The following is a 19,324-nucleotide window of genomic DNA, read 5'->3' as shown; positions in this document are numbered from 1 at the left end:
GTCAGGATGGGGAAATGACCCGCGGAATTTATGTGAGCGCCATGACCCCTGGCTCCGGCAAATCCCTGATTTCCCTGGGACTTGCCGACATGCTGCACCGGCACGCCGACCGCGTGGGCTTCTTCCGGCCCATCGTGGAGGGTGACGACCCGGCGGCGGACCCCATGGTGCGGCTCATGCAGCGCAATTTCAAGCTCCCTCCGGAGCGTTCGCGCGGCGGCCTGACGAGGGCCGACGCGCGGGCGCTCCTCGTCGCCGGCGAGCGCGCGGAGATCGATGCGCGGTGCGTGGCCATTTACGGGGAAATCGCCGCAGAGTGCGACGTCGTCATCGTGGAGGGTACCGACCTCAGTGGAAACGACGCCGCCGTCGAGTTCGACCTCAACGCGCGCCTCGCCAACAACCTCGGAGCGATGGTGCTGGCGGTGGTCAGCGCAAAGGGAATGTCGGTCGCCGAAGCTGCGGACACGGTCGACGTCGCACGGCGCGAACTCGATGCGGCAAAGGTCTCACTGCTGGCCATGATGGTGAACCGGGCAGCGGACGACGCCGTCGCGACGATCGCCTCGCAGGTGCGGCCGGGACGCTCCGGGCGGCCGGTCTACGTGATCCCCGAACTGTCCGAACTCTCGCAGCCCACCATCTCGGAAGTCTCAGCCGAGCTGGGTGCCCGTCAGATCGCCGGGAGTTCCAATCTCGAGCGCGACGTCAGCTCGATCCGTGTCGCCGCCATGAATGTCGGAAATTTCCTTCACCTCCTCACCGACGGTGCCCTCGTCATCGTTCCCGGCGACCGCGCCGACGTCCACGTGGCCACCCTGGCGTCGTCCTTCTCCCCGGATTTCCCGGTGCCGTCGGGCCTGATCCTCACCGGCGGCCTCGCGCCGGACCCGAACATCCTTGCCCTCCTCGCACAGGCTCCGTTCCCGGTATTCGCGCTCGACGACGACACCTACACCGCCGCCCGCCGCGTCAGCGAGGTGCGCGGGGAGATTGCGAGCGGTCTGCGCCGCAAGGCCGCCGCCGCGCTGGGCGCCTGGTCGCGGCAGGTCGACGAGACGGAACTGCTCGAGCGCCTCGAACTTCCGAGGGCCGTCCGCATGACGCCCCTGCGGTTCCTTCATGAACTGATTCAGCGCGCGCGGTCGCAGCGCCGCCGTATCGTGCTCCCCGAGGGTACCGACATCCGCGTCCTCAAGGCTGCCGAGATCCTCCACCGGCGCGACGTCTGCGACCTGACGATCCTCGGGCAGGAATCCCGTATCCGGGAACTCGCTTCGGGCCAGGGCATCGACCTCACCGGTCTGACCCTGATCGATCCCGAGACTTCGGACCTGCGGGAGGAGTTCGCGGCCGAGTATGTCCGCCTGCGGGCGCACAAGAACGTATCGATCGAACAGGCCCGTGAACGCATGCTCGAGGGAGCATACTTCGGAACCATGATGGTCCAGCTCGGCACGGTGGACGGCATGGTCTCGGGCGCCGCGCACACCACGGCGAACACCATCCGGCCCGCCCTCGAGTTCGTGAAGACCCGGGACGGCGTCACCATCGTCTCCTCGGTGTTCCTCATGCTCCTGTCCGACCGCGTGCTGGTGTACGGCGACTGCGCCGTCAATCCTGATCCGAACGAGGAACAGCTGGCCGACATCGCCATCGCCTCGGCCGAAACGGCAGAACAGTTCGGGGTGGAGCCTCGCGTCGCCATGCTCTCCTACTCAACGGGCGAGTCAGGGCAGGGCGGGGCGGTCGACGAGGTGCGCCGGGCCACGGAGCTTGTCCGGCAGCGGCGGCCCGGACTCGCCGTCGAGGGTCCCATCCAGTACGACGCCGCCGTGGATGCTTCGGTGGCGGCTTCCAAGCTGCCCGGTTCCTCGGTCGCAGGCCACGCGACGGTCTTCGTTTTTCCCGACCTCAATACCGGCAACAACACCTACAAGGCGGTCCAGCAGTCGGCAGGCGCGGTCGCCGTCGGCCCGGTGCTGCAGGGCCTGCGCAAGCCGGTTAACGACCTGTCCCGCGGATGCACGGTCGAGGACATCGTCAACACCGTGGCCATCACCGCGGTCCAGGCACAGCAGGAAAGGCTCCCGTGATCGTCCTCGTCATCAACTCCGGCTCATCGTCACTGAAGTACCAGGTCCGGGACGGCGGGAACGTCCTCGCCGAGGGCCTGATCGAGCGGATCGGCGAGGCCGGGGTGCCCGATCACACGGCAGCCCTGGACCTCGTGGACCAGCAGGTGAACGACGCCCTCGACGGACGCACGATCGACGCCGTCGGGCACCGGGTCGTCCACGGCGGAGAGCGCTTCAGCGAACCCGTGCTGATCGACAACGAGATCACCCGCGCCATCGAGCGGCTGAATCCGCTGGCTCCCCTGCACAATCCGGCAGCCGTGCAGGGGATCCGCGCGATCACCGGGAAGTGGCCGGATATGAGCCAGGTGGCAGTATTCGATACTGCGTTCCATCGCACCCTGCCCGAGCGGGCCTGGCGGTATGCGGTTCCCGACGAGCTCTACCGCAGGCACGGTATCCGCCGCTACGGCTTCCACGGCACGAGCCACGAGTACGTGTCCCGCGGTGCCGCAGCCCTGCTCGGTGTCGAACCGGGGGATTTTCACGGTGTGATCGCCCACCTCGGCAACGGAGCTTCGGTAACCGCCGTCCGGAACGGGAAGAGCATCGACACGTCGATGGGATTCACCCCGCTCGAGGGTCTGGTGATGGGCACGCGGTCGGGGGATATCGATCCGTCGATCCTGCTGTTCCTGATGCGTGAGGGGTACTCGGCCGCGGACCTCGACACCCTGCTCAACCGGGAATCCGGGCTTCGGGGACTGGCGGGGACCAATGACATGCGCTCCATCGACGAAGCCGCCGGCGCCGGAGACCAGCGCGCGCAGCTCGCCCTCGATGTTGCAGCGTACCGCCTCGCCAAGTACATCGGCGCCTATCACGTAGCGGTAGGCGGTGCGCAGGCACTCGTCTTCACCGCCGGGATCGGCGAGAACTCGCCCGGCTTCCGCGCCGCGACAGTGGGACATCTGGGCGCGTTGAAGGTGATGCTCGACGACGGCAGGAACGCACCCCGCAGCAGGGAGCCCCGCGTCGTCAGCGCAGCAACATCGGCTATTCCCGTGCTGGTGGTGCCCACGAACGAGGAAGCGGCGATCGCCGAGGCAACCGTCGCCGTCGTCGCCGCTGGATAGCGGCGCTTTCTCGGGCAGACTTGGCGTATGACCATCGCCAGATCAGTCGTCCTGTTCGTCTTCGCGGCCGTTGCCGAGATCGGCGGCGCCTGGCTGGTCTGGCAGGCCGTGCGTGAGGGCCGTCCCTGGTGGTGGGCGGGCCTGGGCGTGATGGCGCTCGGGGTCTACGGCTTCATCGCCACCCTGCAGCCCGACGCGTCGTTCGGCCGCATCCTCGCCGCCTACGGAGGCGTCTTCGTGGCCGGCTCCCTCGCCTGGGGAATGGTCTTCGACGGATTCCGGCCGGATCGGTGGGACATCGCCGGCTCCGCGATCTGTGTGGTCGGGGTCGCCGTCATCATGTTCGCGCCGCGGCTCCCTCCTTCCTGAGGGAGACCGGCAGCGGGTTACGCGGCTCCGAGCAGCCGGGCCAGCGCTGCAGCGACCGCGCCCGCAGCGACCACCACGAGGAACGGCGCCCGAAACCAGAGTGCAACCGCCGCGGCCGCCAGCGCGGCAAGGCGGGCATCAGCCACCACTCCGGTTCCCGAGGCCACAGTATTCACAGCGGTGAGTGCTGCGAGCAGGCCGATCGTCACCGACCCGGCAACCCGGAGCATGCGCGGATTATCCAGCAGCCTCGTGGGCACCAGGTAGCCCGCAAGCTTCGTGGCCATGGATACGAGGCATGCCGCGAGGATCCAGCCCCAGAGACTCATGGGAGTTTCTCCGCGCCTGGTGATCTCGCAGCGTCGGCGGGATAGGGGTCGACGTCGGGTTCCAGCCCCTCCGACACGGGCCCGAGGCCGGAGAGGCCCAGGGCGGCGGCCACCACTGCGGCGATCAGGATCGGCACTCCGGGCGGAACGAAGGGAACGGCAAGCACTGTGACGACGGCGCACAGCACCGCGATGGTGGCGGGTTCCTTCGCACGGATCCTCGGCCAGAGGAGCCCGAGGAATGCGGCGGCCGCGGCGCCGTCGAGCCCCCACTGCGCCGGGTCGCCGATCGCTGCTCCAAGCAGCGCGCCGAGCACGGTGAACACATTCCACAGCACGAATACTCCGAGGCCGGCCGCCCAGAAGCCCCGCCGCTGCTCGGCCGGGTCCGTCTGGCCCGTTGCCGTGGCCACCGATTCGTCGATCGTGACCTGGGCGGCCGCGAGCCTGCGCCAGCCCCTCGGCCGAAGCAGCAGGTTGAGCTGCATGCCGTAGACGCCGTTGCGGATGCCCAGCAGCGCCGAGGCCGACAGGGCGGACAGTCCGCTGCCGCCTCCCGCAAGCACACCGATGAACGCGAACTGCGAGCCGCCGCTGAACAACAGCAGGCTCAGCGCCATCGTCTGCCACAGATCAAGGCCTGCCGAAACGGACAGCGCACCGAAGGATATTCCATAGAGGCCCGTGGCCACCGCGATGGACAGCCCCACCTTCACAGCAGGCGATTCGGAAAGCTTCACTGCCCTAGGTTATGCCGGGCGGGGCGAAACTTCCCATTTGTGCCGAATCGGGGAATAGTAGAAAGAACAGCCTACTTACTAATCGCGAGGAGAGTAACGATGAAGGCAGTGACATGGCAGGGACGGCGAAACATCAGCGTGGACAATGTGCCCGATCCGCAGCTCCAGGAACCGACCGACGCGATCGTGCGCATCACCTCGACCGCCATCTGCGGCTCCGACCTCCACCTCTATGAGGTGCTCAGTCCCTACATGGACCGCGGCGACATCCTCGGTCACGAGCCCATGGGCATCGTGGAGGAGGTTGGCAGCGAGGTCACCAACATCAGGCCGGGCGACCGCGTGGTGATTCCCTTCAACATCTCCTGCGGCGCCTGCTTCATGTGCTCCCGCGGCCTGCAGTCGCAGTGTGAGACCACCCAGGTCCGTGAGCAGTCGACGGGCGCAAGCCTGTTCGGCTTCTCGGAGCTCTACGGCTCGGTTCCCGGCGGCCAGGCCGAATTCCTGCGCGTTCCGCACGCCGATTACGGCCCGGTCAAGGTGGGGCACGACCTCCCGGACGAGCGTTACCTCTACCTCTCCGACATCCTTCCCACGGCCTGGCAGGGCGTCAAGTACGCTGACGTGCCCGACGGCGGGACCCTCGCCGTGTACGGCCTCGGCCCCGTGGGCCAGTTCGCCTCGCGGATCGGCAAGCACCTCGGGTACCGCGTGATCGGCATCGAGCCGGTACCGGAGCGCCGCGCCATGGCCAAACGCCACGGCGTGGAAACCGTCGATTTCACCAAGGACCTCGGCGAGGAGCTGCGCAGCATGACCGGAGGGCGCGGACCGGATTCGATCGTCGACGCGGTCGGGCTGGAGGCACACAATTCACCGGTGGGCGCATTCGCACAGAACGCCGTCGGACTCCTGCCGGACGCACTGGCCCAGAAGGCGATGGACGTCGCCGGAGTGGACCGCCTCTCGGCACTGCACTCGGCCGTGGACGCCGTCCGCAGGGGCGGGACCATCTCGCTGAGCGGGGTCTACGGGGGAACGGCGAGTCCCATGCCGCTCAAGACCATGTTCGACAAGCAGATCCAGTTCCGCATGGGCCAGTGCAACGTGCGCCGCTGGACCGACGAACTGCTCCCACTCGTCGAGGAGCCCTCCGACCCCCTCGGCGTCACGGACCTGGTCACCCATGAGGTGTCGATCGATGAGGCGCCCGTGGCCTATCGAACCTTCCAGAAGAAGCAGGACGGCTGCATCAAGGTGATTCTCAAGCCGTAACGGGAAGCGACGCCCTGGTGTGTGCCTCCTGGAGGGCGTCGGCGGCACGCACCAGCGCCAGGTGGGAGAAGGCCTGGGGGAAGTTCCCCGCCATGCGGCTCCGGCCGGCGTCGTACTCCTCGGACAGCAGGCCGAGTTCGTTGCTGTAGCCGACCAGCTGATCCATCAGCGCTGCCGCTTCGTCGTCCCTGCCGCTGTGCGCGTACTGCTCCACGAGCCAGAACGAACAGGCGAGGAACGGGTGCTCTCCCGGCGTCAGACCGTCGGCAACCGCTTCGGTGCGGTAGCGCGCCAACAGTCCGTCGGAGTTGAGCAGGTCCTTCTCGAGCGCCGCCACGGTACCCAGCATTCGCGGGTCGTCGTAGTCCACGAACCCGACCTGCGGCAGCTGCAGCAGCGAGGCATCCATCTCGGTGTCGCCGTAGGTCTGGGTGAAGGAGTTTCTTTCAGCGTTGAAGCCGCGCTCAAGGATCTCGGCGCGCAGCCCGTCGCGCAGCGCCTCCCAGTGCGCGGCAGGGCCGTTGAGGCCGTGGTCCCGGACCGCGCGGACCCCGCAGTCGAAGGCGGCCCACATCATGACCCTTGAGTGGGTGAAGTGCATTTTCTCCCCGCGCATCTCCCAGATGCCGTGGTCGCGGTCGTTGAGGTGGTTCTCGGCGAAGGTCAGCAGGGACTTCTGCAGCGGCCAGGAGAAGTGGTCCTCCTGCTCGCCGTGGCAGCGCAGCTTCTCCAACGCCACCATGACCTCACCCACGACGTCGGCCTGATACTGCGTCACTGCGCCGTTGCCGATCCGGACCGGGGTCGAACCGGCATAGCCCGGCAGGTGGTCGAGGACCTTTTCCGGGAGATTCCGCTCGCCCGCCACTCCGTACATGATCTGGAGGTCCTCAGGATCCCCCGCGACGGCCCGTAGCAGCCAGTTGCGCCACTCAAGCGCCTCCTCCTGGAACCCGTGGGTCATCATCGCTTCCAACGTCAGGGCGGCATCGCGCAGCCAGCAGAACCGGTAGTCCCAATTGCGTGTGCCGCCGAACTCCTCGGGAAGCGACGTGGTGGGAGCCGCCACGATGCCGCCCGTGTCCTCATGCGTCAGTGCGCGCAGGACCAGCAGCGACCGCAGGACGGCGGGGCCATGCCTGGCGCCGTCGTCGTAACTCGCCGCCCAGGACTTCCAGTAGGTGATGGTTTCGTCGAGCGCCTCCTCGATGTGGAGAGCGCTGGGCGACGGCCGGTGCGACGGGTACCAGACCAGCTCGAGATCGACCGCCTGGCCGGCGTTGACGGTGAAGGCTCCCACATGGCTGTGCCCGGCCGCAGTCAGGCGTGGGCTTCGAAGCATGAGCGCGTCGGGGCCCGCAATGGCGAGCAGCATCTGGCCGTCGTCATCGGTCTCCTGGCTGACCCACGGCAGGATCGTCCCGTAGCCGAAGCGGATCTCCAGCTCCTGTCCCATGACCACCGTGCCGCGAATGCCCTGGATGCGTCGGACGATCGAGGCACGCCGGTCGCCGGTGGGCATGAAGTCGGTCACGAGGACCTCCCCGGAGTCGGTACGCCAGTGGGTCTGCAGCACGAAGGTCGAATCGATGTAGCTGCGCCCCACTACTTCGGCACTGCCCGACGGCGCCACCAGCCACCGGCCGTGGTCCTCCGTTCCGAGCATGGCCGCAAAGACCGACGGCGAATCGAAGCGCGGAAAACAGAGCCAGTCGATGCTTCCACCACGGGAGACCAGGGCTCCGGTGTGCAGGTCGGACAGGAGCGCGTAGTCCTCGATGGGGGATTGCATGGCTCAACTCAATCACACCCGGGTGCGGCCGCGCAGGACAACCTCCTTGCGGGGTGCTACTCCGCGGGCTCGTGGCGCAGCTGCTTCATCAGCGCGGGGTAGTCGGTGCTGAATTCCTGCACGCCGAGGGAGGTGACGAGATCGTACTGCTCGCGGGTGTTCACTGTCCAGACCCGCACCCGCTGGCCCTCCTCGACCCAGCGCCGCACGCGGTCCGGGTGGTTCTCCACGTAGCGGATGCCCGGTCCGGCGAGGCCTACGACGTGGCCGTCGATAAGCTTTCCGCCTTCCCGCATCGCACGGCTCATCAGGTTGATCACCGCTCCCTCGGCAAGCGAGCCGATGCTGAGGGCATCACGCACCTCGCCGGGCTCGATGTCCGCGACCAACTGGCACAGTGCGTGGGGGGGAGCGGCCTCGGCCAACTGCCGCATGGAGTCCGGGTTGAAGCTCATGAAGCTGACGTCGATGGCACCCAGCCTCGAGCTTTCGGGATCCCACCCCTCATCCATCAGGAAGGCGATCAGTTCCTCTTCGAGGCGCAGGCCGAAGGGACCCGGATGTTTCAGTTCGATCGCCAGGGCAAGGGGCCTCCCGGCGAGGCGGAGCAGGTCGACCAGTTCCTTGAGGGTCAGCAGTTGATTCGCAGGTCCGCCGAAGGCGGAAGGAATCCGGGCTCCCTTCCAGGAGGAGAAGTCGAGGCCACGAAGTTCGCGCAGCGTGGAGTCGGCAACAGCTCCCGAGCCGTTCGACGTCCGGTCCAGCGTGGAGTCGTGGATGCAGACAAGCTGCTCGTCCTGCGTCAGGTGGACATCGCACTCCACGCCGTCGACGCCGTCGGCCAGTGCCTGGAGGTAGGCGGCCCGGGTGTGCTCAGCGAACATCCCACTCGCTCCCCGGTGGGCGAAAATCACTTGACGCACGCGCTGCATCCTTCCTCTGCACTGCTCCGACGTTCCGCTCCCACGCTACGCGACTGATGCGGCAGCCTCAGCCACGGGGGCTCCATGCTCCCGTGGCTAGACTGGCATGTGTGAATGGAGAGACGATCGGCACTGAAGACCAGCGCGCCGCAGGGCTGCGGCGCATGAAAGCCTTCGCGACGGGCATGCTGGGGATCATGGCGGTCATCTTCCTGGTGGCTTTCGCGCTGCAGGAACAGTATCCCTGGCTCCAGTACGTCCGCGCGGCAGCGGAGGGCGGGATGGTGGGCGCGCTCGCCGACTGGTTCGCAGTGACCGCACTCTTCAAGCATCCAATGGGCCTGAAGATCCCGCACACCGCGATCATCCCGCGGAAGAAGGACCAGATCGGCCTTTCGCTCGGACAGTTCGTCGAGGAGAACTTCCTCTCCGAGTCGGTGGTCCGGGACAAGCTCGAGACAGCGCGGATCGCCCAGAAGGCAGGTGCCTGGCTGGAGCGGCCGGAGAGTGCCGACCGCGTCGCCGCGGAGGGCGCCGCACTGATCCGCGGCATGTTCACGGTGCTCGACGACGACGCCGTGCAGGGCGTGATCGAAGCGATGGTGCGCAGGCATGTGCTGGCCCCTCCCTGGGGACCACCCGTCGGACGCCTGGCGGAGCGCATCTTCCACGAGGGCCACCACCACCGCCTCGTCGACCTCCTCGTGGACCGCGCAGCCGACTGGGTGGATGCGAACTACTCCGTGGTCACGCGTGTTGTGGCCCAACGCTCTCCCACCTGGGTGCCCCGGCTGGTGGACGGCGTAGTCGGAGACCGCGTGTACGCCGAGGTTTCCAAGTTCATCCGCGCAGTGCAGGACGACCCCCGCCATGAAGTCCGCATCGCCCTCGACAAATATCTGAAGGACCTCGCCGGCGATCTGCAGCGCAACCCCGATACCATCGCGAAGGCCGAGGAGATCAAGGCCCAGCTTCTTGACGATCCCCGGGTGCGGGACCTGACGGCTCGGACCTGGGCCACCATCAAGACGGCGTTGCTGGAGGCTGTCAACGACCCGGACAGCGAACTCACCACGAACTTCAAGACCGCGGTGCGGGACTTCGGTTCGCGGTTGTCGCGGGATCCCGAGCTCGCAGGCAAGGTGAACCGCTGGATCTCGGACGGCGCCGCCTACGCCGTGCGCACCTACCGCAGTGAGATTGCAGGCGTCATCTCCGAGACCGTAGGGCGGTGGGACGCCAAGGAAACCTCACGCAAGATCGAACTGCAGATCGGCAAGGACCTGCAGTTCATCCGCATCAACGGCACCGTGGTGGGTGCGCTTGCCGGGCTGACGATCTTTTCGGTGGCGCACGCCATCTTCGGCTAGTTCCGGCTAACTCCGGCTAGTTCGCCCCGCGGACTGCATCGAGGCTGTTCGCCAGTTCTCCAGGGATGGTCCGCGGAAGCGGGCCGAATGCCAGCCGTGTCGCCTTGATGACCGACGTGCCCATCATGTGGTTCCCTGCGCCGCCGACCGCGGCACCCACTCCGAACGGGAGTGCCCTGCCGAGCAGCATGCCTCCCTGCTTCGCCAGGATGCGGCGCAGAAACTGCCGCCGCAGGGTCCCCGCCAGGCCGCGGACCATGGACGTCGGGGCAGCTTTGCCCACCAGGTTCCCCCAGTGCTGGGTCGCTCCCCCGGCCGATGCTCCCAAGGTGGAGGTGATGAGGGCCGTACCCTCCTCTCCCATGAGGATCGCCATGACCATGGCCCGGGAGCGCTCGGGGTCATCGGTAGGCACTCCGTGAAGCTCGGCAATTGATTCCGCGAACAGGGCCGTCGCTTCGAGGAACCCGACCGTGGCTGCGGCTGACAGTCCGAGCGAAGCGATTGTCCCTACGGCCGGCACTGCGGCGGTCGCGCCCACCGCGGCTCCGGTGAGGGTGGTGGCGCGGAGGTAGTCCCGCTCCAGCACGGTGGCAAGCTCGGCCGGCGCGGCCTGTGGCCTGCCCCGGCGAACCCGGCGCAGGTTGGCCAGGACAAGCGGCCGCTGGACATCGAGGGCGCGTTCGATCGCCCGGGTGATCTGGGGCTTGGGGTTGCCGTCCGCATCGAACAGTGCATTGTTGGCGGCCTTCGCCGCCGGGTTGGGCCGGTTCCGGCTGAACGGGTTCGTTGGCATGGCGTCCTCTCCTTGCCGGCAGGGCCGGCACACATGGTTTCCAGTCTAGGTACGCCGGCTCCCGGCAGGCCCCCCCTGGTGGTGAACCAGGACCGGACTGTTTAAAACAGGAAAGGCGCCCCCGGATGTCCGGCGGCGCCTTTCCGCGCTGCTCCCCCGCGCAGTTCCCGTGCTGATCCCCCAAATACGGTTCAGCCGTGCCACGCAGGAGCGGTTGATTACTAGACCCGCGAGCCGCGCTTGGTGACGGCGCCGTAGATCACGAGGACGATGAGTGCACCCAGAACGGCAAACAGGATGGAGGGCAGCGAGAACGTCCCAGCGGTGTCGACACTGAAGACCGCATTGGCGATGAAGCCGCCGAGCAGCGCGCCGACGACGCCGAGGATCATGGTGATCAGCCAGCCGCCGCCCTGCTTGCCCGGCAGGATCAGCTTCGCGATGGCGCCGGCGATAAGGCCGAGAATGAGGAATGCGAGAAAATGCAACATGTAGTGCTCCTTGAGTGATGTTTGCCGGCCAACGGGGGCCGGCGGTTTGCGGACAATACCGATGCACTGACGTGCAACTTGTTTTCACCCTACTTCATCAGCATGCTTAGGGTTCAATCCTAGCACTCCTCCTTTGCGGACAATCAAGGCCTTTCTAGGTTGGTGCACACTCCGCCAGCCGGTCCCGGGAGAGTCAACCCTCCATGCCAGCGCGGCGATCCCGTCGGCGGGCTGAACAGCCACTGCCGCCGACCACGCCGCCCGACTCCGGTCCTGAATATCACCGGCCGTGGGATTGATATCGCCAATTGCATTGCATCAGATCCTTCCCGATGAAATGCAATCGATACAGGATATTGATATCGATCATTGCACTTCGTGCAATATGCACTTTGTTTACTTTCGATATTCCCACGCGGCGTGGCCGCAGTCCTGCTTGCCGGACCGCAGCGGACGGGTGCGGTCTGCAGGACCGCCGCCCCTGCTCCGGGTCGCCGCCGTGGATCTGCGTTTGTGATTGAATCTCGCTCAATAGTCTTGACTTGAACAGATAGGCGGGTCTAATCTCACATTATCGAAGATTTCCCCCAGCATCGGAGCTACGGATGTTCGCCGAAGAACGATACCGACAGATCAGCAATCTGGTGTCCGCCGATGGCCGGGTCACTGTCGCGGGGCTTTCTTCGCGCTTCGCCATCACCAAGGAGACCGTGCGGCGCGACCTCGCCCTGCTCGAACGGGATGGAGTGCTCCGCCGGGTCCACGGCGGCGCAATCGCTGAAAGTTCCGCGACGACGAATGAGCCGAGCCTGACCAGTCGCGAAGCCGCGCACACATCGCAGAAACTGCGGATCGCCCAGGCTGCCCTGGAGATGGTTCCCGCCACCGGAGCCATCGTGCTTGACGCCGGCACCACCACAGGGGCACTCGCCGGGCTCCTCGCTGCGGCCGATCTGCCCGGCCTGACCGTGATCACCCACGCCGTTCCCGTTGCTAACCGCGCAGTCGGTTCGTCCCTGCAGGTGGAACTGGTGGGCGGACGGGTGCGGGCGCCCACCAGCGCTGCCGTCGGAAGCGGGACCGTGGCCCGCTTCGGCAGGCTCCGTGCCGACGTCGCATTCGTGGGCGCCAACGGTGTCTCGGGTGATTTCGGCCTCAGCACTCCCGATGCCGATGAAGCCGCGGTGAAGACGGCAATCGTCCGCTCAGCTCGACGCGTGGTTCTGCTGGCCGACAGTTCGAAGTTCAACGAAGAGACCCTCGTCAGTTTCGCTTCCCTGGAGGATATCGATGCACTCGTCACTGATCTCATGCCGGACGCCGCTCTCGCAGCAGCGTTCGCCGATGCTGATGTCGAGGTGGTGATCGCGTGATTCTCACCCTCACCGCCAATCCGAGCATCGACCGAACGGTGGAACTCGCCCTGCCCCTTGCGCGGGGTGCCGTGCAGCGCGCGTCGGGGGCCGCGCAGGAAGCTGGAGGGAAGGGCGTCAACGTCAGCCGTGCACTGACCGTCTCCGCAGTACCCTCCCTTGCCCTCCTGCCCGGTGATGACGGCGACCCGGTCCTTGCCGGGCTGCGGGATGCAGGGGTGCCGTACCGGAACCTGATCATCGGCATGCCGCTTCGCATCAACACCGCGCTCACCGAACCGGACGGCACGACCACGAAGATCAACGAACCCGGTCCCACGCTCGACCCGGACCAGGTCGAGGCGCTCCTCGCGCTGGTAGTCAGCGAATCCGAGGGCGCGCAGTGGCTCGTCCTTGCCGGATCGCTCCCCCCCGGAGTCCCCCCCGATTTCTACACCACTGTCGTCGCTGCCGTTCGGGATAGGTATGGTGCCGCGGCGCCGTTGATCGCGGTCGACTCCTCGGGCCTTCCCCTGGCGGAAGCCGCCGGAGGACAAAGCCCACCGGATCTCCTCAAACCGAATGCCGAAGAGCTCGCGGAGCTTTCCGGTGTCGGGAATGGCGATGCCCTGGAGAAAGATCCCGGGCTGGCCGCCCGGGCGTGCGGCGTCCTGGTCAGCGCCGGTGTCGGCGCCGTCCTGGCCACCCTCGGTTCGCGCGGTGCGCTGCTTGTCACCTCCCGGGGTGCCTGGCACGCTTCCCACCCACCGGTGGTGGCACGCTCAACCGTAGGTGCGGGCGATTCGGCGCTTGCCGGATACCTGCTGGCCCATGGCGCAGGCGAACTTCCCGAGAACTGCCTGCGCCAGGCAGTGGCCCACGGCTCCGCCGCGGCATCACTGCCGGGCTCCGCGGTGCCCTCCCTGGCACAAACCACGCCGGCCGCAGTAACAGTCACGAAACTATCCGCTGTTTTTCCGGTCACCGACCGAAGCGCAACTGCACCCCCCGCAACACCCTTTGCACAGGAGGAAGTCTAATGTCCGATCTCATCACTCCGGAGCTTGTCACTCTGGATTCGAACCTTGGAACAGAACGGGCATCGGTGATCCGCTACCTGGCGGAACAGGTCGCCGGGCAGGGCCGCTCCAGCGAAGTGGACGGCCTGTATGCCGATGCCATGGCCCGGGAGGAAAAAACCGCCACCGGGGTTCCCGGCGGCATCGCCATTCCCCATTGCCGGTCCAAAGCCGTGCTCGTACCGACGCTCGCCATGGCACGCCTGTCCCCCAGCGTCGACTTCGGTGCCAAGGACGGGCCCGCGGACCTCGTGTTCTTCATCGCGGCTCCCGACGGCGCCGACCAGGAGCACCTGAAGCTGCTGTCCAAGCTTGCGCGGTCACTCATCCGGAAAGACTTCACCGCCTCGCTTCGGGCGGCCGAGACCAACGAGGACGTGGTGCGGCTCGTCGAGGGGGCGCTGGGAACCGGCGCCGCCGCCCAGAGCGCACCGAAGCAGGACGCCGCTACCAGCGGCGGCCCGGCGCAGGGCGCGACCGTTGCCGGTGCTTCCGCCGTCGGGCGCGGCAGCCCGGACCCACAGAGCGGGCCGCATGCGCAAGGAGGTCCGGATACGCACAGCGGGACGAAGGGCGAGGTCCGCCGCCTCGTCGCAGTGACGGCATGCCCCACGGGCATCGCCCACACCTATATGGCTGCGGACTCCCTCGTAGCCGCCGCAAAAGAACGCGGCATCGATCTCCAGGTCGAGACCCAGGGCTCCTCGGGCGCAACCCCGATGGATCCCTCGGTCATCGCCGCCGCTGATGCGGTGATTTTCGCCGTCGACGTCGACGTCCGCGACAAGGCGCGCTTCGCCGGCCTCCCGGTCATCAGCTCGCCCGTCAAGCGCGGAATCGACGAGCCCGGTGTCATGGTCGACGAAGCAGTGGCGGCAGCGAGGAACCCGAATGCCCGGCGCGTTGCCGGAACAGCAGGCGGTGAGCAGGCCGACGACGACGGCGGCAAGGACAGCATCGGCAGCACGCTGAAGCGGGCCCTCCTCACCGGTGTCAGCTATATGATCCCGTTCGTGGCCGGCGGCGGGCTCCTGATCGCGCTCGGCTTCCTGCTCGGCGGCTACCTCATCACCGAGACGGCGGACGTTGTCGTCCTGGAGAACAGCCTGCTGAACCTGCCCGAAGGGGGCCTGGCCCAGTACCTCGGCGCCGTGGCGTTCAAGATCGGCCAACTCTCGCTCGCCTTCCTGGTGCCGGCGCTCGCAGGCTACATCGCCTACGCCCTCGCCGACCGCCCGGGCATCGCCCCCGGCTTCGTGGCCGGTGCGGTGGCGGGCTTCATGGGCGCCGGCTTCCTCGGCGGTATCGTCGGCGGCCTGCTCGCAGGGTACGTGGCCCTGATGATCGGCCGCATTGCCGTTCCCCGCTGGCTGCGCAGCCTCATGCCCGTGGTCATCATTCCGCTCGTTGCATCAATCGTCGCCTCGGGCCTCATGTTCCTCGTGCTCGGCGGACCGATTGCCGCCCTGACCGTCGGTCTGAACGACTGGCTGTCAGGCCTCACCGGAACCGCGGCCCTCGGTCTCGGCGTGATCCTCGGCCTCATGATGGCCATCGACCTCGGGGGCCCCGTGAACAAGGTGGCCTACTCCTTCGCGGTCGCCGGCCTCGGTGCGGGCGCCATCGACAACCAGGCCCCCTGGCAGATCATGCCGGCCGTCATGGCCGCCGGGATGGTGCCGCCCCTGGCGATGGCCCTTGCCACAGTTATCGACCGCAACCGGTTCTCGGTAGCGGAAAGGGAGAACGGCAAGGCGGCCTGGCTACTGGGCGCGGCATTCATTTCGGAGGGCGCAATTCCCTTCGCAGCCGCGGATCCCCTGCGCGTGATCCCCTCCTCGATGGTCGGCGCAGCAGTCACCGGCGCGATGATCATGGGAACCGGAGTCACCTCCCAGGCACCCCACGGCGGAATCTTCGTCTTCTTCGCCATCGGCAACGTGGTTATGTTTATGGTGTCGATTCTCGTGGGCACGATCATCTCCGCACTTCTCGTCGTCGCACTCAAGCGTCACGCAGCACGGCGGAAGGATGCGGTCCCCGCTGAAACGGTAGCGGCATAGGCGCCACCAGTAGTAGGTCCATCAACCAGAAGGAACACACCATGGCAGAACGCAAAGCAGCAGTGGCAAGCCGCGTAGGCCTGCACGCCCGCCCCGCTTCGATCTTCGCCGAGGCGGCGGGGGAGATTCCCCTGGAAGTCACCATCGCGCTGGAGGGCGAGCCCGCGGAGGAGGCGATGGACGCGTCGAGCATCCTGTCGCTCATGAGCCTCGGCGCATCGCACGGCGACGTCGTGGTCCTCCGAGCTGAGGGCGACGGCGCCGAGGACGCGCTGGAGACACTGGCGAGAATCATCGAAACGGATCACGACGCCGAGTAGCCGGCGGCGCGTCCCTCGAAAAAAGCAGGTGCGTCCACCCGTTCTAATGGACGCACCTGCTGGTTTTAATAACGATCCGCTGACCCCCCACGGTCAGCGGCAGTTACATATTCATAATTTTGACACACGATGATGAAAACGTGAATAGCACCAGGACACAGTTCGGTCACTATTGACAGGCCAGGGCACGTCAGGCCACCAGGATCGCTCCGGCGGCTACTGCGCGAGCAGGTTCGAGCGGCCGCCGCTGTGCGCAGCGCGCCGCCTGCTGAGCCAGATCAGGCAGAGACCCAGCACCACGCAGAGGATGGCGCTGAAGGGCAGGATGATGTTCCACGCGGCCAGTTCCACCCCCAGAAGCCGGAGCGCCGCGAACAGGGTGACAGTGCCGAAACCCAGTGCAAGGAAGGCCCCGGCCAGCCGGTGAAGAAAACGGGCGCCGCTGTTGACCACAGAGGCAAGGGACGGGCCGACGAGGCAGGCGGCCACGTATCCCGGATAGAGCCGCCCCACTTCGCTGTAGTGCTGCACCGCTTCCTGGTCCTCGAAGGCGCCAAGGCCCGTGGAACTGTAGGACAGGTCACTCTGGACGAAGAAGTACACCGTGGCTCCCACCGTGGCAACGAGGACGGCGATCCCCAGTGGTCCGAGGATGAATTTCCGTGCCCGCGGGGCGTCGAACGCGGCCACCATCCTCAGGCCCAGGAGGACGAAAACCGCGTAAAGGGCCATGCGGATCACCAGATTGGCCAGATTGACGCCGCCCAGTAGCTGATCCACCGCAAGGTAGATGGGCCGAAGGGAAAGGCCCACGGCAACGGACAACAGTACGAGGGCGGTGAAGACACCCCTGCCGCGTCCCCGGTGTATATCGGGAAGGCGGGTTGCTGCTCCGAGCAGGCACGCCGCCAGCGCCACCCACTGAAGTGCCACAACGCTCATCCGAGGTTCTCCCATATCGCTTGATCGTGACCGTCCTCGAGCTCAGCCTTCCGCAGCTGCTTCCCGAGAATTTCCAGGCGGTCCCGGGCGAGCTGCACCAGCTCGATATCGGTCAGGGCCCAGAGGGCTCGTCCCCTTCCGCGGTCCGGCCAGCCGCCTTCCTCCGGGGTCAGCAGACCCGTCACCACCAGCCCGCTCGTGAGCGACACCCCCGCAATCCTGGCGGCCTCCACGGCGAGCTCGGGGCTCAGCCTGCCCGCGGTCAGCTGCGCCGAGAGGTTCTGCCGCGCGACCCCGGTGCGGGCAGCGAGGCTTTGCCGCAGGTCCCCCGGGTCGATCGCCTCGACCCACGCCCGCAGTGAATTCCGGTGTGGAAAGGGTGCCAGCTCCAGCTCCACGGTGTCGCCGGCGCGCTCCCTGTCCTCACTTCGCGCAACCAGCAGCCGCAGGATGTCGATATGGGACACCTGGCTCACCAGCTCGGCGTCTGTCGGAGGACGCAGGCTCGACCCGAGGTCCCGATAACCCTCGAACTCGGCCAGCGCCTGCACGGGGTCTTCCGAGTACCCCCGGGCGATGGCAATAACGGTACCCACTGAGACTTTCCCCCGGACCAGCTGCTGGGCAAGGGTGGAGCGCTTGATGCCGGCCGTGCGGCAGACGTCGGAAACGGTGTCGTTCGGAGCGATCCGGGATCGCCACAGCTGGAACGCTTTGGCTGTGACGGCCATCATCACCTTCCGATTGGACGTATCGTGCTCCCATGGAAGTATACTGAAATCACTGGCTCCCCATTCTGCGATTCCCCCATACGCAGAACGCGGAGCCAGTTTCACTTTAACGGCGGCCCGAGGGGCAGTCGGCGGGCGTACTACGAGCTCCTCAGCTTCACGTCGACGTGAACGAGCCGGTGGTCGCTCGAGGGAAACGGAAAAATGCCGGTGAGGTGGGATCCCGGAGTGCCGGCTTTCGGCCAGTAGGTCCCCGACCCCAGCACCGAAAGTGTTCTCGACGGGAGGACATAGTCGGCACGGAGGTTCCCTACGCCGCGGTCGTCGAAATCGGCGGTGTCGTGCTGCGGATCGCCCCGGTGCCCGGCGTTCGCTGCGCCCTGGAGAACCGAGGCCTCTGTGGCGCCGTCAGCCGATGGTCGGGGGTCCTGCACCTGTCTGCTCTCCAGCAGCTGGTCGATCGAGCCGCGCAGCGAGTCGCCGTCCCGGGGGTCGCTGTTGAGGTCGCCCAGAATGACGAACCGGTCGCTGTGCCCGAGCCCGCCCACGCCGCCGTCGTCATCGTAGATGTACCGGGCCGTTTCGCCGCCCTGGATGTAGTCCGCCCACAGGCGGATCTCATCGAAGTTCCGTTTGCCGTTGCGGTCCTCACTGCCGTCGAAAACGGGAGAAGTCGGATGGCTCGTCAACACGTGCACCGTCCTGTTGCCCACAGTGACCGGGATGTCCCAGTGTGACTTGCTGGAGAGCCGCACCGTGTCCAACTCATCCTCGGAGAACCAGCCGACGCCCTGGGCCACCGGGTCGACGGGCAGCCGGGCGCCAGGCATGTCGCGCCACAGGAAGTTCTGGAAGGTGCGCACTGCCGCTTTGTCGATGGGGTACTTCGAATAGACCACCATCCCGGACTGGCCCTGGAAATCACCGTGGCCGTAGGCGTCGTCCGGCCCTCCGACGGTTCCGTCGTTGTTCAGGTCGGAGCCGCTCGGCACCCCGGTATTGGACGGCGCGGTATAGAAGTAGGGGTAGTCCGCGGGAGCCTGCCCCTGTTGGCTCACGCCCAGGTAGTTGGTGCGGAACAGCCCGGCCGCTTCCTGCCCGGCGTCGTAGTCGAATTCGTTGATCAGCAGGACGTCGGGCTGGTTGGTCTGGATCACCTGAGCCACCGCCCTGGCCTGGGCATCGTCGGGAGCACCCAGGTCTCCGACGAGGTCCCCGGCATTCGGTCGGGTGAGGCCGGCGTTGTAGGTGGCGACGCGGATCTGCTGCCGGTCCGCGCCCTGATCCTCGGGTGCGATCACCAGGGAGGATGATGCGGGTGCGGCCTGCGCGGGTGCGGGTGCGGATGCGCCGGCGACAAGGGCTGCGGCAGCGACTGCCGCGATGATCCGCCTCCCCCACTCCCCCAACCTGACCGCCCTCAAAGTAGTTTCCTGCAGAAACTTAAACCCTACCGAGGATCGGGGTGATGAAACGGCCGGGGAAATAACGATTCGAACTCGAACGGCAGGTCCGACATGACGCATCAAAAGGCAGAC

18 protein-coding genes are annotated in these 19,324 nt (G+C 66.8%); 9 read left to right on the top strand and 9 right to left on the bottom strand.

Annotated elements, in window-relative coordinates:
* Positions 1 to 14 precede the first annotated feature (14 nt).
* The 3 genes from pta to Y704_RS0107710 are packed head-to-tail and all read left to right on the top strand — an operon-like array spanning position 15 to position 3,583.
* On the top strand, positions 15 to 2,096 hold the full coding sequence (gene pta, locus Y704_RS0107720) for a phosphate acetyltransferase (RefSeq protein ID WP_026549696.1): 2,082 nt from the start codon (positions 15 to 17) through the stop codon (positions 2,094 to 2,096).
* Positions 2,093 to 3,214, top strand: coding sequence for an acetate kinase (locus tag Y704_RS0107715; protein ID WP_026549695.1), 1,122 nt, complete (start codon positions 2,093 to 2,095; stop codon positions 3,212 to 3,214). The genes pta and Y704_RS0107715 overlap by 4 nt, the downstream gene beginning before the upstream one ends.
* Positions 3,215 to 3,241: 27 nt before the next feature.
* Positions 3,242 to 3,583, top strand: a complete 342-nt coding sequence (locus Y704_RS0107710) for a YnfA family protein (protein ID WP_026549694.1) — start codon at positions 3,242 to 3,244, stop codon at positions 3,581 to 3,583.
* A 17-nt stretch (positions 3,584 to 3,600) separates the two neighbouring features.
* On the opposite strand, the gene Y704_RS0107705 is transcribed toward Y704_RS0107710, so the two are convergent.
* Both Y704_RS0107705 and Y704_RS19730 read right to left on the bottom strand, forming a co-directional pair.
* A complete protein-coding gene (locus Y704_RS0107705; RefSeq protein ID WP_026549693.1) occupies positions 3,601 to 3,912 on the bottom strand; it encodes an AzlD domain-containing protein in 312 nt (103 codons plus the stop codon).
* Entirely contained in the window at positions 3,909 to 4,652 is a 744-nt protein-coding gene (locus Y704_RS19730; RefSeq protein ID WP_051476808.1) for an AzlC family ABC transporter permease, read from the bottom strand. Before Y704_RS19730 ends, Y704_RS0107705 begins: the two co-directional genes overlap by 4 nt.
* A 99-nt stretch (positions 4,653 to 4,751) precedes the next feature.
* On the opposite strand from Y704_RS19730, the gene Y704_RS0107695 reads away from it, so the two are divergent.
* Entirely contained in the window at positions 4,752 to 5,927 is a 1,176-nt protein-coding gene (locus Y704_RS0107695; RefSeq protein ID WP_026549692.1) for a zinc-dependent alcohol dehydrogenase, read from the top strand.
* On the opposite strand, the gene Y704_RS0107690 is transcribed toward Y704_RS0107695, so the two are convergent.
* Positions 5,917 to 7,719 carry a glycoside hydrolase family 15 protein gene (locus Y704_RS0107690; protein WP_026549691.1) on the bottom strand — a complete coding sequence of 601 codons (1,803 nt, stop codon included), beginning with the start codon at positions 7,717 to 7,719 and terminating at the stop codon, positions 5,917 to 5,919. The genes Y704_RS0107695 and Y704_RS0107690 overlap by 11 nt on opposite strands.
* Before the next feature lie 56 nt (positions 7,720 to 7,775).
* Positions 7,776 to 8,651, bottom strand: a complete 876-nt coding sequence (locus tag Y704_RS0107685; protein WP_026549690.1) for a glycerophosphodiester phosphodiesterase — start codon at positions 8,649 to 8,651, stop codon at positions 7,776 to 7,778.
* 155 nt (positions 8,652 to 8,806) lie between these two features.
* Between Y704_RS0107685 and Y704_RS0107680 the strand changes: the two genes are divergently transcribed.
* Positions 8,807 to 10,012 (top strand): DUF445 domain-containing protein, encoded by a 1,206-nt coding sequence (locus tag Y704_RS0107680; RefSeq protein WP_081747484.1) that lies wholly within the window; start codon positions 8,807 to 8,809, stop codon positions 10,010 to 10,012.
* 16 nt (positions 10,013 to 10,028) lie between these two features.
* Here the strand turns inward: Y704_RS0107680 and Y704_RS0107675 are convergent, their stop codons facing one another.
* On the bottom strand, positions 10,029 to 10,808 hold the full coding sequence (locus Y704_RS0107675) for a hypothetical protein (protein WP_026549688.1): 780 nt from the start codon (positions 10,806 to 10,808) through the stop codon (positions 10,029 to 10,031).
* Between the two features lie 221 nt (positions 10,809 to 11,029).
* On the bottom strand, positions 11,030 to 11,296 hold the full coding sequence (locus tag Y704_RS0107670) for a GlsB/YeaQ/YmgE family stress response membrane protein (RefSeq protein ID WP_026549687.1): 267 nt from the start codon (positions 11,294 to 11,296) through the stop codon (positions 11,030 to 11,032).
* A 608-nt stretch (positions 11,297 to 11,904) separates the two neighbouring features.
* Between Y704_RS0107670 and Y704_RS0107665 the strand changes: the two genes are divergently transcribed.
* From Y704_RS0107665 to Y704_RS0107650, 4 genes are read left to right on the top strand one after another with little or no spacing between them, the layout of a single operon-like run.
* Positions 11,905 to 12,672, top strand: coding sequence for a DeoR/GlpR family DNA-binding transcription regulator (locus tag Y704_RS0107665; protein ID WP_026549686.1), 768 nt, complete (start codon positions 11,905 to 11,907; stop codon positions 12,670 to 12,672).
* Entirely contained in the window at positions 12,669 to 13,691 is a 1,023-nt protein-coding gene (locus tag Y704_RS19725) for a 1-phosphofructokinase family hexose kinase (RefSeq protein WP_081747473.1), read from the top strand. Before Y704_RS0107665 ends, Y704_RS19725 begins: the two co-directional genes overlap by 4 nt.
* Complete coding sequence (locus Y704_RS0107655) at positions 13,691 to 15,793, top strand: PTS fructose transporter subunit IIABC (RefSeq protein ID WP_026549685.1); 2,103 nt, start codon at positions 13,691 to 13,693, stop codon at positions 15,791 to 15,793. The genes Y704_RS19725 and Y704_RS0107655 overlap by 1 nt, the downstream gene beginning before the upstream one ends.
* A 41-nt stretch (positions 15,794 to 15,834) precedes the next feature.
* Positions 15,835 to 16,113: an HPr family phosphocarrier protein gene (locus Y704_RS0107650; protein ID WP_026549684.1), complete on the top strand. Its 279-nt coding sequence runs from the start codon at positions 15,835 to 15,837 to the stop codon at positions 16,111 to 16,113.
* A 216-nt stretch (positions 16,114 to 16,329) separates the two neighbouring features.
* Here the strand turns inward: Y704_RS0107650 and Y704_RS0107645 are convergent, their stop codons facing one another.
* The 3 genes from Y704_RS0107645 to Y704_RS0107635 form a co-directional block, all read right to left on the bottom strand.
* Positions 16,330 to 17,055: a hypothetical protein gene (locus tag Y704_RS0107645; protein ID WP_026549683.1), complete on the bottom strand. Its 726-nt coding sequence runs from the start codon at positions 17,053 to 17,055 to the stop codon at positions 16,330 to 16,332.
* A complete protein-coding gene (locus Y704_RS0107640) occupies positions 17,052 to 17,786 on the bottom strand; it encodes a hypothetical protein (RefSeq protein WP_026549682.1) in 735 nt (244 codons plus the stop codon). Before Y704_RS0107640 ends, Y704_RS0107645 begins: the two co-directional genes overlap by 4 nt.
* Before the next feature lie 140 nt (positions 17,787 to 17,926).
* A complete protein-coding gene (locus tag Y704_RS0107635) occupies positions 17,927 to 19,210 on the bottom strand; it encodes an endonuclease/exonuclease/phosphatase family protein (protein ID WP_162149387.1) in 1,284 nt (427 codons plus the stop codon).
* Positions 19,211 to 19,324: the final 114 nt, after the last annotated feature.

Origin of the sequence: Arthrobacter sp. Br18, from assembly GCF_000520555.1 — a bacterium.
In the GTDB taxonomy this organism is placed as follows: Bacteria; Actinomycetota; Actinomycetes; order Actinomycetales; family Micrococcaceae; genus Arthrobacter_D.
This window is presented reverse-complemented; position numbering and strand designations above follow the sequence as displayed.